This window comes from Amycolatopsis sp. NPDC058278, assembly GCF_042881395.1.
GTDB lineage: Bacteria > Actinomycetota > Actinomycetes > Mycobacteriales > Pseudonocardiaceae > Amycolatopsis.
Genome location: NZ_JBHVXZ010000177.1, coordinates 1 through 15,260 on the forward strand (window position 1 = coordinate 1; position 15,260 = coordinate 15,260).

The following is a 15,260-nucleotide window of genomic DNA, read 5'->3' on the forward strand; positions in this document are numbered from 1 at the left end:
TCGCCCGCTTCGGCCCACACTCCCGTGACCGCATCAGGATCCCGGGCCGGCGCGCTCGCCGGGAGTCCCCTCAGCAGCAAGGCCGACGCGAGAAAGGTGGCCGCGTCCACGGCCAGCGCGGTGTGGACGCCTCCGGGAGCTGCTCCCAGCAGGCCGCCCAAGCCCGGCCCGACGGTGAGCGTCAGGGTTCGGCCCAGCCCGAAGAGGGCGTTGGCCGGTGTGCGGTCGGCCGCGTCGATCAGGACCGGGACCAGGTTCGCGATCTCGCCGCTGCAGGAAACGATGTCGGCACTTCTGGTGCTCAAGAAGCCGGGTCGCCACGGCTGGTACTTGTCGTGGCTGCGCGATGTCCAGCCCGTCGTCGCCCGGCTCGATCTGGGACTGCTGGACGCCGCCGCCCCGAGCAACGGATACGGGCCGGATTTCCTGTAGCCGAGCCCGACCAGCCCGCTCACCACCATCGAGGACGACCTCGCTCGGGTCGCCCTCGCTCTGGCAACGGTCTCTACCGCCAGACACCGCTCGCCGCAGCACTCCTCCACCCCGATCCGGTGTGATCGACCGGACCCGGAGCGACTGCCCTGCGACTACGCCCCGCGCGAACTCGGGCCTGCCCACGAGCCAGAAAGGGCTGACCGGATCACGTCGGCCTCATCAGCCGGCCGTGACCCGGGTGGTGCGGGGGAACGCTCGCTATGCCGCGAGGGCGGCCACCAACTTGTCGGCGAGCCGCTGCAGACGGGCCGGGTCGGCGGGGGCTTGGCGGATGGCGGCGCTCCAGTAGAGGGGGCCTGCCAGCAGGTCCAGGCCGAGTTCGAAGTCGTTGCCGGGAGCGAGCTCTCCGCGTTCCACGGCCCGGCGAAGGACGTTGACCGCTTTCTCGCGTCGGGCACCGCCGACCCTGTCGCGCAGGGAGGCGGCGATGGTGGGGTGGTGGACGCTTGCGGCGAACAAGTCGGGCAGGATTCGCGACACCAGCGGATGCCGGAGCGCCGCGTCGACTGCGGTCAGGAAGGCCAGAACGTCGCCGCGCAGGGTTCCGGTGTCGGGGGTGTCGGTTGCGGCAATTGAGACTTGGGCGATCAGCTCGACGGTCATGACCTCCTTGGACGGCCAGCGCCGGTAGATGGCGGCCTTGCCCGAGCCGGCACGCCGGGCCACGGCCTCCAACGACAACCGCTCGTAGCCGACCTCGGCGAGCTCTTCGAAGAACGCGGTGCGGATCGCGTCGGTGACGGCGTCCTGAAGTACCGGCCCGCCGCGCGAGCGGGCTACTGGTGAGCGGCTCATACCGCCGAGCATACCCGAGACGGAACGGTTGCGTATCGACTAGCGAGAGGCTACGTTCGAGCACATGACGAGACGGACCCGTACCGTCTCGGGTAACGATCGGAGTGCTCGGTGAAGTTTCTTTTCGACGATGAATCCTTCTCCTTCGAGACCTTGCGCACGGCGTGCTTCGCCCCCTATGGCGGGGCTGACCTGGGCGAGGTGATCGTCACCGCCCGGGCCATCCCGGACGGGGACGAGGACGCCTGGTACCACCAGTGGCGCGCCACCGCGGCCCGCGTCCACGAACTGGGCGATGAGGCCCTGGCGGCCGGGCACCGGGTCAGCGCCCGCGAGGCCCTGCTGCGGGCGTCGAACTACTACCGAACGGCCGAGTTCTACCTGCGCGACGACCCGTTCAACGACGACCGGGCCAAGGAACTGTCGAGGCTGGCGCGGGACACGTTCGCCACCGCCGCCGCTCAGCTCGATACCCCCGTGGAACCGGTCGCGATCCCCTACGAGGACACCACCCTTCCCGGTTACCTCTTCCTGGTGGACGACTCGCTCACGCCGCGTCCCACCGTGATCTTCACCAGCGGCTTCGACTCGATCCTGGAAGAGGCCTACTTCGCGGTCGCGGCTGCCGCGCTGCGCCGCGGCTACAACTGCCTGGCCTACGACGGTCCCGGACAGGGCGCGGCACTGCGCGAGCAGCGGCTGTTCTTCCGGCCCGACTGGGAGGCGGTCATCACCCCCGTGCTGGACTACGCCCTGACCCGCCCCGAGGTCGACCCCGACCGCATCGTCCTGCACGGCTACAGCTTCGGCGGCCACCTCGTCCCGCGCGCCGCGGCGTTCGACGACCGCGCTGCCGCACTCGTCCTGGACGGCGGCATCTACAGCTACTTCGACGCCACCACCCGGCTGCTCCCGCCGTGGTTGCTCCAGTGGATCCTGGACGGTCGGGACGCCGAGGCCGAGCACGCCCTGACGATGGCGACCGCGCACAACACGTCCTTGCGCTGGGCGCTGCGCAACGGCGTGTGGACGTTCGGCGCCAGTTCGTTCGCCGACTACGGGCGCCGCTCCAGCGCTTACACCCTCGAGGGGGTCGTTCAGCAGATCACCACCCCGGCGCTGATCTTCGACCCGGCCAACGACGCCTTCTTCAGCGGCGAGCCGGCCCGCCTGCACCAAGCACTCAAGGGGTCCAGCACCCTCATCACCCTTGCCGAGGTCCAGGGAACCGGCGAGCACTGCGCCTACGGCGGCCGCTCCACCCTCCACCAGCACATGTACGACTGGCTCGACCAGACCCTCTGAGTTCGCCCTTTCCGAAATCACATCGAAGATCCGAGGAGTTCGCATGAGCGCAGACGCGCGGCCGGAGCCCGGACTCAGCGCCGCCCTCGCCTGGCTGCTCCCCTACGCCTTCATCATGTGGTTCCTGGCCCCCCTGGCCGCCGCCTGCGGCGCACCCCTCCTCGTCCGCCTTCGCACTCGCCCGACCCACTCGCAAAGCCGGGTCGAGCCGTGAGCACCAGCACGGCCGGACCTGATCAATCCTCGAATACGACGGACACTGAAATGAGCAGCTCGATGAACAGCGTCATTGAACGGATCGACCGGGCCATCGACATGACCGCAGCCATCGTCAAGGGCATCACCGACGACCACCTCGCCGCCCCCACGCCCTGCCAGGGATGGAATGTGCGGACCGAACTCAACCACCTGGTCGGCGGCATGCACATCTTCGCCGCCGAACTGACCCGCACTGACCCCGGCGGCAAGCACGAGGACGACTGGCTGGGCACCGACCCCCAAGGCGCCTTCGCCGACGCCGCCCGGCTCGACCGCGCGGCCTGGCACCGCGCGGGTGCCCTGGAGACAACCGTGCGGCTGGCCTTCGGGGAGGTCCCCGGGCCGATGGCCGCACTCATCCATCTCACCGAGGTCCTGGGGCACGGCGTCGACCTCGCGATCGCCACCGACCAAGAGACGACGGTGGACGCCCCTGCCTGCGATGACCTGCTCACCACCATCCGCGGCATGGACTTCGATGCTTTCCGCCGCCCCGGAATGTTCGGCCCCGAACTCCACCAGCTCGCAGACGCCCTCGCTCACCGGCGGCTCCTGGCCTTCCTCGGCCGCGACCTCGCCCCGCGGGCCAAGTGACGTGCCGGCGATCGTGACCACAACATCGAGATCGTACGATCGGAAGTCGGCGACCGCTTCTACCCCTGGAAGCACCCCAGGTCGTCACCCTCACCAAGGCCCGGCTCAGCCTACCGCCGTGGCAGCAGAAGGTCACAGGCAACAGCTGGACATGGACGCCTTCCGTCAGCCCGGCATGTTCGGACCGGAGAAGCCGGCCCCGCAAAGGCACCGCCGCACGTGCGGCTGCCGGCCTTCCTCGGCAGGCCGGTCTCGGACGACGGCAGCTCGGCCGTGCGCGCGGTGAACCAGACGCTCCCGGAGCGGCGCGTGAGCTGGTCGTAAAGGGCGGCGACGAGCGCGTTGCCGTACGGTTCCAGCGCCCGGCCGATTCCCGAGCCCGGCAGTTCCGGGTGGTAGTCGACCACACTCGCCGAATGCCAGAACCGGAGCCCGAGCCGTTCGAAGTACTCGATCGCTTCCGGCCCGTGGCGCAGGTAGGTCTCCCGCAGTTCGCGTGGCGCCCGGTCGCCGACGAGCACGTCGAGGTACCTGCGCGCCTCCGCGACGTCGGCGGCCGGGTCGGGCTGGTGCCGGTGTCCTGGGATCCAGGAGGTTCCGGCCGAGTAGGCGCTCGTGCCGCCGAGCCACTCGGTCTTCTCCAGCACCAGCACCGAAAGTCCCTCGGCGGCCCCGGTGACGGCCGCCGCGAGACCGGCCGCGCCGGAGCCGAGGACCAGCAGATCGACCGCGTGGCCGGTCACACCTGGGCCGGCAGTGCGGCCGGCAGGATCGACGTCGGCATCGGGCCCTTGTTCCGCCGGCCCTGCGTCGTCTCTTCCCAGGCGTGGGCCAGGATTCCGACGCTGCGGCTGAGCACGAACAACCCCCGCGCCAGGGGCGGCGGAAACCCCAGCTCGGCGTAGATCACCGCGGTGGCGCCGTCGATGTTCATCGGGATCGGCTTGGTCCGGCCCCGGTTCAGCAGCTCCTCCACCGCACGCGCCGCGCGCAAGTGGTTCCCCGCCACGACACCGTCCGCGGCCGCCTCGTCCACCAGCCCCAGCAAGGGATCACGGCGTGGGTCACGCGGGTGGAAGCGGTGCCCGAAGCCGGGCAGGTAGCGGCTGTGCTTCCGGAACTCCGTCACGACGGCTTCAGCCGCGGCTTCGAGACGATCGCCGGCGGCTTCGCGCTCGACGATCGCCGACAACACCTCGACGCACTGTTGCCCGGCACCGCCGTGGGAGTCGCCCAGCGCGTTGACCCCGGACGCCATCGCGTTGTTCAGGCCGACTCCGCAGGTCGCCGTCATCCGCGCGATCGCGATGGACGGCGCTTGCGGACCGTGGTCCACCGACGCCACCATCGCGGCTTCGAGCAACGCCGCTTCCCGTGGTGACGGGCTCGTTCCCCGCACCATCAACCAGATCGTGGCGACGAAACCGTGGGAACCGATCAGCTCCTGCACCGGGATCCCGCGCAGCTCGACCACCCCCGGTTCCATGCGGCAGATCCCGGTGGCCCACCAGTCGGCCACCGACGTCGTTCCAGTGTCCATTTCAGTCCTTGTCCACGGGCGCGAACGACCGTTCCGGAGCGGGGCGCGGGAGGGGCGGGGCATCGTTCCACCGGCGGGCCAGCAGCACGGCTTCGTCGTTGTGTTCGCCGAGCAGTGGCGGCCGTCCACTCGCCCGCAAGGGTTCGCCGTCCACGAGGACGCCGTTGCCGCTGGCCCGCAGGACGCGCTCGGGCTCGCCGGGAAACGGCAGTTCCGTAAAGAAGCCGCGATGGGCGAGCTGTTCGGACTCCAGCGCCTGGGGCACGGTGAGGATCCGGGCGGCCGGCACTCCCGCGCCGGACAGCAGCTGCTCCCATTCGAGCGCGGGCCGCGCGCCCAGGGCCTGGTTCAGCTCCGCGTCGAGGTCCGCGCGATGGGCCTTGCGGTCTTCACGGTCGGCGAAGCGAGGGTCGGTGGTCAACTCGGGCCGCCCGACGAGCGAGCACAGGGTGACGAACTGCTCCTGGCGGTTCGCCGCGATGTTGAGCGGGCCGTCCGCGGCGAAGAACGTGCCCGAGGGTGCCGCCGTCGCGTTGTCGCGCCCCATCGGGACCGGCGGGATCCCGCTGATGACGTAGTTCGAGACCGCCCAGCCCATGGCCGAAATGGACGCCTCGAGCATCGAAAGGTCCAGAAAGGACCCTTCACCGGTGCGGTCGCGGCCGACCAGGGCGGCCGAGATGGCGAGGGCGGCCATCAGGCCGCCGACGGTGTCCGAGACCGGGAATCCCACGCGCAGCGGTGCTGTCTCCGGCGTGCCGGTCACGCTCATCATGCCCGAGAGGCCTTGGATGATCTGGTCGTAGGCCGGCGCCTGGCTCATCGGTCCGCTCTGCCCGAACCCCGAGATGGCGCAGTACACCAGCCCGGGGTTGAGCGCACGCAGGCGGTCCCAGCCGAAGCCGAGCCGGTCGAGCACGCCGGCCCGGTAGTTCTCGAGGACGACGTCCGCGCCGCGGACCAGGTCCTGGAAGAGCTCTCGCTGGCCCGTGTCCTTGAGGTTGAGTTCGATCGACTTCTTGCCGGCGTTCTGCGCCAGGAACGACGTACCGATCCCGGCCCGGTTCAAGGCCGCGTCCGGCCCCAGGTTCCGGGCGAGGTCGCCCGAACCCGGCAGCTCGATCTTGACCACCTCGGCGCCGAACAGCATCAGCTGATAGCTGCAGTACGGTCCGGCGAGGACGTTGGTCAGGTCGAGCACCCGGATACCGCGAAGCGGTCGTTTCGTCATTCCCTCTCCTTGCACCAGACGACGAGCCCGGCCGGAGTCAGCCGGCGAACGGATGGTCGAATCCCCGCTCGCTCATCCGCGTTGCGGACTCGGTGAGATCGGCGACGAACTCGGCGACCCGGTCCTCGGAGAATCGGACGGTGGGGCCGCTCAACGACAACGCGGCGGCGACAGCACCGTTCTTGCCGAGCACGGGGACCGCCACGGCCGACAGACCCGCTTCGCGTTCGCCGTGACTCACCGCGTACCCCTGGTCCGCCGCCTCGGTCAGTCCTTTGTGGAGACTGTCCGCATGGTCGGCACCGTAAGGGGAACTGCGCGCGATCCGCTTCAGCAAAGCAGGAGGAGCGTCGCGGAGCAAGACTTTCGACGAAGCGCCGCCCCACAGCGGGAGTTCGTCACCGACGCGCACGACGTGCCGCAGCGGCTGCGGGCTTTCCTGCTGGGCAACGCAAACCCGGTACATGTCCCGACGGACGTAGAGGTTCACCGTCTCCCGCTGACGATCGCCGAGCTCGCGCATCAGCTGCATCATCTCCGGTGGCAGCTCCCAGCTTTGCCGCGCGAGGTGTGCCCACCGCCACAGCCCGGGTCCGGCCATGTAGCCGTTGCTGGTCGACCACAGCAAGCCGTTCAGCTCCAGCGTCTGCGCGAGCCGGATCGCCGTCGTCTTCGCGAGGCCGGTCGCCTTCACGATGTCGGAGATCGTGACGGCGGGCCGTTCGTCGGTCAGCAACCCGAGGATGTCCAGGGCGCGCTGAACGCTCCGTACACCCCCTTCGCCGGACGAGCCCTCTCGCTCCTCGGCCCCGTCAGCCTTCATCGGTGCACACCCCTTCGTCGCATTGCGGGTCCCCGGCCGGTGGACCAGTTCGCAACAGTTTCAGATCCCGCTCTTGCCACCGGCAGGTGGCTGACCGTACGTTACACGGAGTCCGCAGAGCGGTCCAGATGTGCCGTTTGATGGTTCACAAGGGAGTGTGGCGGTGCTGGAGCAGATCCTCGAAGCCGCGAAATCCGACAGCCCGGTCGAGGCCGCCGCGTTCGTCGCCGGGCAGTGGTCCCGCGACGGATCGGCCGCTGAACGCATCGGCCCCTACCAGCGCAAAGTCGTGTCCACGTCCTTCATCGCGGACGACGGCCAGGTCGCCCGCGCCCTCCGGTACGCCGCCGCGTCCGCGCCCGTCGTCGCGCGCGTGGCCCCGGCGACCCGCGCGGCGATCCTCGAGCGCGCGTCGCGGCTGGCCGCAGAACATCGGGACGACATCGCCCGGCTGATCGCCCTCGAGCTCGGGAAGCCGCTCAAGGACGGGCGGGGCGAGCTCGACCGGGTCGCCGACACCTTCGCCGTCTGCGCCGCCGAAACCCGCCACATCGGCGGCGAGAACCTGCCGGTCGCCGGCTGGGAACGCGGAGTGGGCAACACGGCGCTGACCTACCGCGCGCCGGCCGGGGTGGCCTTGGCGATCACCCCGTTCAACGCACCGGCGAACCTGCTGGCCCACAAACTCGGCGCCTCGTTCGCGGCCGGCAACACCACGCTGGTCAAGGCCCCGCCGCAGGCGCCCGCCACGACCGCGGCCGTGGTGGCGCTGCTCCTGGAAGCGGGCCTGCCGCCAGAGGCAGTGCAGCTGCTGCACGGCGGCGGAGATGTCGGTGCCGCCCTGTGCGCGGCCCGTGAGGTCGCCGTCATCAGCTTCACCGGCAGCGCCGAAACCGGCAACGCGGTCGCCCGCGCCGCCGGGGCGAAACGGCTGGTGCTGGAACTCGGCGGGAACGCCGCGACGCTCGTCTGCGCGGACGCCGACATCGCCCTCGCCGCCAAGACCTGCGCCCGCACCGGCTACAGCAACTCCGGCCAGAGCTGCATCTCCGTCCAGCGGGTCTACGTGCACCGCAGCCGGTTCGAGGACTTCCTCACCGCGTTCCGCACCGAGGTCGAGGGCCTGCGGGTCGGCGACCCGCTCGACCCGGCCACCGACATCGGCTCAATGGTCGACGAAGAGGCCGCCGCCCGCGTCGAAAAGTGGACCTCCGAAGCGGCGGCGAACGGCGCGCGGGTGCTGCTGGGCGGCAAGCGCGACGGCGCGACCCTGCTGCCCACGATCGTCGCCGACCCCGCACCGGACGCCACCCTCGTCGTCGAGGAAGTGTTCGGCGCCCTGGTCGCCGTGCTGCCGTTCGACGACCTGGACACGGTCATCGCCTCGTGCAACACCAGCCGGTTCGGGCTGCAGGCCGGGATCTTCACCCAGGACATCGGCGCGGTCTTCACCGCCTGGCGGGAACTGCAGGTGGGCGGGCTCATCGTCAACGGCTCGTCGAACTTCCGCCTGGACCACGTGCCCTTCGGCGGGGTCAAGGACTCCGGCTTCGGCCGCGAATCCCCCGCGCACATGATCGACGACTACACCGTCGTCAAGACCCTGTTGCTGCGCAACCTGTCCATCTGGGGCGAGCAGTGACCGAGACCGCCGAGCGACCGAGGAGTTCGACTTCGATGAGCCACCCCGCCCCGACCATCACCGCCGCCGACGCGCTCGTCCGCCAGCTGGAGTCCTACGGCGTCGAATACGTCTTCGGTCTGTGCGGGCACACCAACATCGCGTTCCTGGACGCGCTGGGCCGCAGCCGCATCAAGTTCGTCATGGCGCGCCACGAGCAGGCCGCCGCCCACGCCGCCGACGGGTACGCCCGCGCCACCGGCAAGCCCGGCGTCCTGCTCGTGCACGTCGGCCCCGGCATGATGAACGCGGTCACCGGCGTGGCCACCGCGGCGTTCGACTCGGTGCCGCTGATCACGATCTCCGGCGACGTCCCGTCGTACTACCACGGCAGGCACCCGCACCAGGAAGTCAACCTGCACGCCGATGCCGACCAAACCGCCATCTACCGCCCCTTCGTCAAGCGGGCCTGGCACGTGCACCGCGCCGAGGACCTCGCCCGGTTCACCGAGCGCGCGTTCTGGACGGCGACCTCGGGCCGTCCGGGCGCCGTCCTGCTCAACGTCCCGATGGACCACTTCTCGCGCGAAGTACCGCTCGTCGAGTACCCGCTGGTCGCCCACACCGCGAAGCCCGCGCTGTCCGACGCCGACGCCCGCCGGATCGCGCAGGCGCTGGCCGGCGCCGAACGTCCGCTCGTGTACGTCGGCGGCGGCCTCCGTTCGCCGGAAGGCCGGGCCGCGCTGCTCGACCTCGTCGAGCACCTCGACATCCCGGTGGCCCACTCCCTGATGGCCAAGGGCACCCTGCCCGACCGCCACCCGCTCGTCATGGGCATGACCGGGTTCTGGGGCCTCGAGCTGACCAACGAGTACACCCGCAAAGCCGACGTAGTCCTCGCTCTCGCGACCCGGTTCGCCGAGACCGACGCCAGCTCGTGGAACGACGAGTACACCTGGGCGTTCCCGCCGGGCCGGCTGATCCAGATCGACCTCGACCCGGCGGAGATCGGGCGCAACTACCCCGTCGAGATCGGCGCGGTCGCCGACGTCGAGCACGCCGTGCCGTCGATCACCGCCGCCGTCAAGGCCCTGGTGCCCGAGCCCGTCGAGCGGGCCGACGTCCGCGAGCAGATCGGCACCGTCCGCGCGGAGCTGTTCTCGGCGAGCCAGGAACGCGGCCGCAGCACCGACTTCCCGCTGCGCCCCGAACGGATCCTGGAGGACCTGCGCACGACGCTCCCCGCGGACGCGGTGCTGGTCACCGACGTCGGCTGGAACAAGAACGGCGTCGCCCAGTGCTACGAACTGCCCGAAGGGGGCCGGTTCATCACCCCGGGCGGCGCGTCCACGATGGGCTTCGGCCCGGCGGCCGCGGTCGGCGTGCAGCTGGCCCAGCCGGACCGCGTCGTCGTCGCGCTCGTCGGCGACGGCGGGATGAGCGCCCAGCTGCCCGCCGTGCCCCTGGCCGTCGAACAGGGCCTGCCCGTGCTGTTCGTCGTGATGAACAACCGGGCGCACGGCACGATCGCGGACCTGCAGGCCCACAACTTCGGCCGGAGCTTCGGCTGCGAGTTCCGCGACCGCGACGGCAACCCCTACTCCCCCGACTTCGCGGCCTTCGGCCGGTCGTGCGGCGCCGACGGCTACACCGTCGAAGGCCCCGAGGACCTCGCCGCCGCACTGCGCGAGGCGATCGAGAACCGACGCCCCGCCGTGCTCGACGTCCCCATGGTCAACGAGCCGGTCCCGACCCCGGGGCACTGGAACATCAACGACATCTACCAAGGCGTCTTCGAATGACCCCCGCCACCGCACACAACGGAGTGTCCCCCATGCACCGACCCGGATTCAGACGACTGCTCGCCTCGCTGACCCTGCTGGCCGCGGGAACGGCCGCGTGCAGCGCGCCCGGCGGCTCATCGCCGTCCACTTCGGACAGCAGCGGCCCGGTCAAGATCGCCGTGGTCAACGCCCAGAGCGGCCAGCTCAGTTCGCTGGGTGCGTGGGAGTACAAGGGCGCGAAGCTGGCGGTCGACCAGTGGAACGCCAAGGGCGGGGTGAACGGCCGCAAGATCCAGCTCGACGTGTTCGACGACGCCGGCGACCCCACCGTCGGGACCAACCTGGCGCGCAAGATCTCCAGCGAGGGCTACACCGCGATGATCGGCACCGCCGAAAGCGCGGTCACCGTGGCGATGGCGCCGGTCCTGCAGCAGGCGAAGATCCCGAGCATCACCTCCGGGCAGTCGCCGTCCATCATCGCGGTCAAGAGCCCGTTCCAGTTCCTCAACGGCCCGACGAGCACGACCTACGACGAGACGCTCGCGAAGTACCTCGTGGACCAGAAGGCCCAGAAGAACATCGCCTTCATCACCAACAACGGCTCCTACGGCAAGGGCGAGCACGACGCGTTCGGCAAGGCACTGGCCGGCCGTGGGGTCAAGCCGGTCGACGACCAGGTGGTCACCACCGACCAGAAGGACTTCAGCGCCGCGCTGACCTCGATCCGGCAGAAGAACCCGCAGGTGCTGTTCGTCGGGACCGAGGAGGTCGAGGCGGGCCTGATCGTCAAGCAGGCCCGCGAGCTCGGCATCACCGCCACGATCGCCGGCGCTGCACCGATGGGCACGACCGTGTACCTCACCACGGCCGGCGCGAGCAACGCCGAAGGCACCGTCGTCAGCAGCCCGTACCTCAGCAACGAGACCAGCGACGCGGCCCGCCAGTTCGCCCAGGCCTACAAGGCGGCCTACAACGAGGACGCGGAACTGCACGGCGCCAAGGCCTACGACGGCACCAGCATCTTCCTCACCGCGCTGAAGACGTCGAACGGCGCCACCGGCCAGCAGCTGGCCGACGCCATCCGCGGCACCAAGTACCCCGGGCTGCTCGGCAGCTTCACGTTCGACCAGACCGGGGTCGGCATCCACGCCACGTCGATCGGTGTCATCACCGGCGGCAAGCTCGTCGCGGCTCCCGCCAGCTGACTCGCCCCCGAGGGGCCGCGCGGACCACGCGCGGCCCCCGCCGGTGAAAGGACCCCTCAATGCAAGTTCTGCTCCAGACCCTCGTCGGCGGGCTGAGTTTCGGTGCCGTCTACGCCCTCGTCGCGATGGGCTTCTCGATCGTCTACCGCACCATGGGCCTGGTGAACTTCGCCCACGGCCAAGTGGTCATGGTCGGCGCGTACGCGGCCTCGACGTTCTACATGTCTTCACGGCTGCCGTTCATCCTCGCGATCGTGGTCGCGATGGTGGTCACCGGACTCATCGCGCTGGTCATGGAGCGCGTCCTGCGGCCCCTGGAAAACAAGGACTTCGACCTGATGCTGATCGGCACGATCGGCTTCGGCGTGGTCCTGGAGGCGCTGGCCACCATCATCTGGGGAGCGACCGGGCACGCGGTACCCACGCCGGTGGAGACCGGGCCGCTCGACCTGTTCGGCGTGCGCGTGCGCACCTACAACCTCGTGGTGCTCGGGATCGCCGCCGTCGCCACGGTGCTGCTCCTGCTGTTCCTGCAGCGCACCAAGCGCGGCGCCGCGATGCAGGCGGTGGCCATGGACCACGAGGCCGCGACGGCCGTCGGCATCCACGTCGGGCGCAGCAACGCCGTCGCGTTCGCGATCGGCGCCGGGCTCGCCGCCCTTGCCGGCGGGCTGGTCGGTCCGTTGCTGTACGTCAGCCCCACGCTCGGCGGCACCTTGGGCATCAAGGGTTTCGCCGCGGCCATCCTCGGTGGTTTCGGCAACATCGGCGGCGCGATCGCCGGCGGCCTCGCCATCGGCCTGCTCGACTCGTACGCCTCCGGTCAGTTCCAAGGCTATTCGGACCTGGTCGTGTTCCTCGCCTTCACGGTCATCATCATGATCCGGCCCACCGGGTTCTTCGGCGAACGGACGGTGAACCGGGCATGAGCTCCCTGCTGCGCACCAAGCCCGCCGCGGCCAAGGTGGCCGCGGCCGCCGCGATCGCCGCCGCCGCCTGGTTCCTGCCCTACGGCCTGGACACCTACGGCATCCACGTCGTCGACATCGCGGTGGTCTTCGCCCTGCTCGCCGTGGGTCTCGGGCTCGCGATGGGCGTGGCCGGGCAGATCAACCTCGCCCAGGTCGCGTTCTTCGGCATCGGCTCCTACGCCCTGGCGATCTTCACGACGACGTCCGGGCTCGGCTTCTGGGTTTCGGCCGTGCTCGCGATGCTCGCCACCGCGTTGGCCGGGCTCTTCGTCGGCGTCCCGGCCCTGCGGGTCCAGTCGCACTACCTCGGCATCGTCACCCTCGGCCTCGCACTGGCCTTCACCAACTGGGTCACCAACGCCGAGGTCGCCGGCGGCGCGTCGGGCATCAACGGGGTCCCGGCTCCGCCGCTGTTCGGGATCGACCTGACCAACGAGTACCTGTACTACTACTTCGAGCTGATCGTCTTCGCCCTCGCGATCGGGTTCGCGCTCTTCCTCGTCCGCACCGCGCTCGGCCGGCGGCTGCGGGCCATGCGCGACGACTCGCTGGCCGCGGGCGCGGTCGGTGCCCCGGTTCCGCTGCTGCGGATGACAGCGTTCCTCACCGCGAGCGTCTACGGCGGCGCGGCCGGGGTCCTCTACGCCGGGCTGATCCACTACATCGCACCCGAGTCGTTCAGCGTGGCCAACATGTTCCTGCTGCTGGCGATGGTCATCATCGGTGGACGGCAGAGCATCATCGGCTGCGTGGTCGGCGCGGTCGCGCTCGCGCTGGTGCGGGAGGCGCTGGTCGACTTCTCCGTCTACGCACAGCTGGGCTACGGCTCCGTCGTGGTGCTCATGGTCGTGTTCGCCCCGACCGGTCTGGCCGGGCTCCCCCGGCGGATCCGGACGGCGGTCCAGCGTCGGCGGCACCGGGCGCCGGGTGTGCTGACCGCGTTCCGCCCCTACGAACCGGCCACGGAGACAGCCGAGTCGGGCTCTCTCGAGATCTCCGGCATCAGTAAGCAGTTCAAGGGACTTCGCGCCCTGGACGGCGTGACGCTGTCGGTCGCACCCGGTGAGATCCGCGGCATCGTCGGCCCCAACGGCTCCGGGAAGACCACGCTGTTCAACGTGATCAGCGGGATCTACACCGCGAGTGGCGGCACCGCGAGCTTCGACGGACGGCAGCTGGTCGGGCGCCGGCCGTACCAGCTCTCGCACCAGGGGATGTCGCGGACGTTCCAGAACCTGCGGCTGTTCGGGGAGATGACGGTCGAGGAGAACCTCCTGGTCGCCCTCGACCGCACCCGGATGCGCGCGGCGTGGCGGTACGTGGTGTGGCCGATCGGCATCTGGCAGCACGAACGACGGCTCCGCCGGGCCGCGGCGGAGCTGCTCGAGCGCTTCGGCCTGACCGACTTCGCCGAAGCCGCCCCCCGGTCGCTCCCCTACGGCATCCAGCGGCGCGTCGAGCTGGCCCGGGCCATGGCCGCCGGACCCAGCCTGCTGCTCCTGGACGAACCCGCGGCCGGGCTCAACGGCCAGGAGGTCGGGCAGCTGCAGGAGATCGTGCGGTCCATCCGCGGCAGCGGCGTGACGGTGGTGCTGATCGAACACAACATGGGACTGGTCATGTCCCTGTGCGACCGCGTCACGGTGCTGGCCGGCGGCCGTGTGATCGCCGAAGGCACCCCCGCGGAGGTCGCCGTCCAGCCGGAGGTCATCGAGGCCTACCTCGGCGACTCGTTCAGCACGGCCGAGGTCGTGGAAGCCGTGGAGACGGAGGCGCTGCAGTGAACCCAGGCGACCTGGTCGTGGAGGACCTTGCCGTGCACTACGGCGGGGTCCAGGCGGTCAATTCCGTGTCGTTCACCGTCGGTGCCGGCCGCTGCCTGGGCATCATCGGGGCCAACGGCGCCGGGAAGACGTCGACGTTGAAGGCGTTGATGGGGCTGGTGCCCCGCAAGGTGGGGACGCTGCGCCTCGGCGACCACGACCTGACCAAGGTGAAGCCGAAGGACATCGTCCGCCACGGCATCGGCTACGTGCCCGAAGGCCGGCACGTGTTCACGGGCCTGACCGTGGAGAAGAACCTGCTGCTCGGTGCGTACCTGCGCTCGTGGAAGGGCCGGACGCGGGAGAAGCTGGCCGAGGTCTACGAGATGTTCCCGGTACTGGGCGAGATGCAGCACCGCCTGGCCGGGGCGCTGTCCGGCGGCCAGCAGCAGATGCTCGCCATCGGACGCGCGCTGATGTCCGAACCCCGGCTGGTGCTGCTGGACGAGCCGTCGATGGGCCTGTCCCCGAAGCTGGTGGAGGAGATCCTCGGCACGCTGCAGCGGCTGTCCGCGTCGGGGCTCGGACTGCTGCTGGTGGAGCAGAACGCGAAGCTGACGTTCGAGGCCACCGAGACGTGCGTGGTCATGGAGAACGGGCGGATCGCGATGACCGGCAGCTCCGCCGAGCTGGCGCACGATCCGCTGGTCCGGCAGATCTACCTCGGGTTGTAGGGCTCGCACCGAGACGCGCGGCCGGGGAGCGCCCCGCCGGGCGGCTCGCCCGGGGGCTCAACGGCCGAACGGTGCCGCACCCGCCGCGGACTTGATGCCGGTAGCCATCAGCCCAGTGTGTTATAAAAAAAAGTCGCAGCC

General features: G+C 70.2%; 15 protein-coding genes and 1 pseudogene. 10 read left to right on the forward strand and 6 right to left on the reverse strand.

The features are described from left to right. Window positions 1-305: pseudogene (locus ACFVYA_RS46105) on the reverse strand (hypothetical protein); the annotation flags it as partial. Between ACFVYA_RS46105 and ACFVYA_RS46110 the strand changes: the two are divergent. Further along, window positions 283-432: a hypothetical protein gene (locus ACFVYA_RS46110; RefSeq protein WP_387054435.1), complete on the forward strand. Its 150-nt coding sequence runs from the start codon at window positions 283-285 to the stop codon at window positions 430-432. The pseudogene ACFVYA_RS46105 and the gene ACFVYA_RS46110 sit on opposite strands and share 23 nt — an antisense overlap. 261 nt (window positions 433-693) lie before the next feature. Here the strand turns inward: ACFVYA_RS46110 and ACFVYA_RS46115 are convergent, their stop codons facing one another. Next, a complete protein-coding gene (locus tag ACFVYA_RS46115; protein ID WP_387054437.1) occupies window positions 694-1,290 on the reverse strand; it encodes a TetR/AcrR family transcriptional regulator in 597 nt (198 codons plus the stop codon). Between the two features lie 111 nt (window positions 1,291-1,401). Here ACFVYA_RS46115 and ACFVYA_RS46120 point away from each other — a divergent pair, with 111 nt between their 5' ends. From ACFVYA_RS46120 to ACFVYA_RS46130, 3 genes are read left to right on the forward strand one after another with little or no spacing between them, the layout of a single operon-like run. Next, window positions 1,402-2,595, forward strand: coding sequence for an alpha/beta fold hydrolase (locus tag ACFVYA_RS46120; protein WP_387054439.1), 1,194 nt, complete (start codon window positions 1,402-1,404; stop codon window positions 2,593-2,595). Between the two features lie 43 nt (window positions 2,596-2,638). Then, window positions 2,639-2,809 carry a hypothetical protein gene (locus ACFVYA_RS46125; RefSeq protein WP_387054441.1) on the forward strand — a complete coding sequence of 57 codons (171 nt, stop codon included), beginning with the start codon at window positions 2,639-2,641 and terminating at the stop codon, window positions 2,807-2,809. Between the two features lie 50 nt (window positions 2,810-2,859). Continuing rightward, entirely contained in the window at window positions 2,860-3,447 is a 588-nt protein-coding gene (locus ACFVYA_RS46130; RefSeq protein WP_387054444.1) for a TIGR03086 family metal-binding protein, read from the forward strand. Between the two features lie 110 nt (window positions 3,448-3,557). Here ACFVYA_RS46130 and ACFVYA_RS46135 read toward each other — a convergent pair whose 3' ends face one another. Genes ACFVYA_RS46135 through ACFVYA_RS46150 form a run of 4 tightly spaced genes read right to left on the reverse strand, consistent with a single transcriptional unit; the run spans window position 3,558 to window position 7,041 of the window. Next, window positions 3,558-4,190 carry an FAD-dependent oxidoreductase gene (locus tag ACFVYA_RS46135; RefSeq protein WP_387054446.1) on the reverse strand — a complete coding sequence of 211 codons (633 nt, stop codon included), beginning with the start codon at window positions 4,188-4,190 and terminating at the stop codon, window positions 3,558-3,560. Then, the gene (locus tag ACFVYA_RS46140; protein ID WP_387054448.1) at window positions 4,187-4,987 is read right to left on the reverse strand and encodes a citryl-CoA lyase; all 801 of its coding nucleotides are present in this window, start codon (window positions 4,985-4,987) and stop codon (window positions 4,187-4,189) included. Before ACFVYA_RS46140 ends, ACFVYA_RS46135 begins: the two co-directional genes overlap by 4 nt. 1 nt (window position 4,988) lies before the next feature. Further along, complete coding sequence (locus ACFVYA_RS46145; RefSeq protein WP_387054450.1) at window positions 4,989-6,218, reverse strand: CaiB/BaiF CoA transferase family protein; 1,230 nt, start codon at window positions 6,216-6,218, stop codon at window positions 4,989-4,991. A 37-nt stretch (window positions 6,219-6,255) separates the two neighbouring features. After that, entirely contained in the window at window positions 6,256-7,041 is a 786-nt protein-coding gene (locus ACFVYA_RS46150) for an IclR family transcriptional regulator (RefSeq protein ID WP_387054452.1), read from the reverse strand. Window positions 7,042-7,204: 163 nt separating this feature from the next. On the opposite strand from ACFVYA_RS46150, the gene ACFVYA_RS46155 reads away from it, so the two are divergent. The 6 genes from ACFVYA_RS46155 to ACFVYA_RS46180 are packed head-to-tail and all read left to right on the forward strand — an operon-like array spanning window position 7,205 to window position 15,119. After that, window positions 7,205-8,683 (forward strand): aldehyde dehydrogenase family protein, encoded by a 1,479-nt coding sequence (locus tag ACFVYA_RS46155; protein WP_387054454.1) that lies wholly within the window; start codon window positions 7,205-7,207, stop codon window positions 8,681-8,683. Window positions 8,684-8,718: 35 nt separating this feature from the next. Further along, on the forward strand, window positions 8,719-10,464 hold the full coding sequence (locus ACFVYA_RS46160; RefSeq protein ID WP_387054456.1) for a thiamine pyrophosphate-binding protein: 1,746 nt from the start codon (window positions 8,719-8,721) through the stop codon (window positions 10,462-10,464). 32 nt (window positions 10,465-10,496) lie between these two features. Beyond that, on the forward strand, window positions 10,497-11,651 hold the full coding sequence (locus tag ACFVYA_RS46165; protein ID WP_387054458.1) for an ABC transporter substrate-binding protein: 1,155 nt from the start codon (window positions 10,497-10,499) through the stop codon (window positions 11,649-11,651). 59 nt (window positions 11,652-11,710) lie between these two features. Next, a complete protein-coding gene (locus tag ACFVYA_RS46170) occupies window positions 11,711-12,580 on the forward strand; it encodes a branched-chain amino acid ABC transporter permease (protein ID WP_387054460.1) in 870 nt (289 codons plus the stop codon). Further along, the gene (locus ACFVYA_RS46175) at window positions 12,577-14,406 is read left to right on the forward strand and encodes an ATP-binding cassette domain-containing protein (protein WP_387054462.1); all 1,830 of its coding nucleotides are present in this window, start codon (window positions 12,577-12,579) and stop codon (window positions 14,404-14,406) included. The genes ACFVYA_RS46170 and ACFVYA_RS46175 overlap by 4 nt, the downstream gene beginning before the upstream one ends. Beyond that, window positions 14,403-15,119: an ABC transporter ATP-binding protein gene (locus ACFVYA_RS46180; RefSeq protein WP_387054464.1), complete on the forward strand. Its 717-nt coding sequence runs from the start codon at window positions 14,403-14,405 to the stop codon at window positions 15,117-15,119. The genes ACFVYA_RS46175 and ACFVYA_RS46180 overlap by 4 nt, the downstream gene beginning before the upstream one ends. Window positions 15,120-15,260 lie beyond the last annotated feature (141 nt).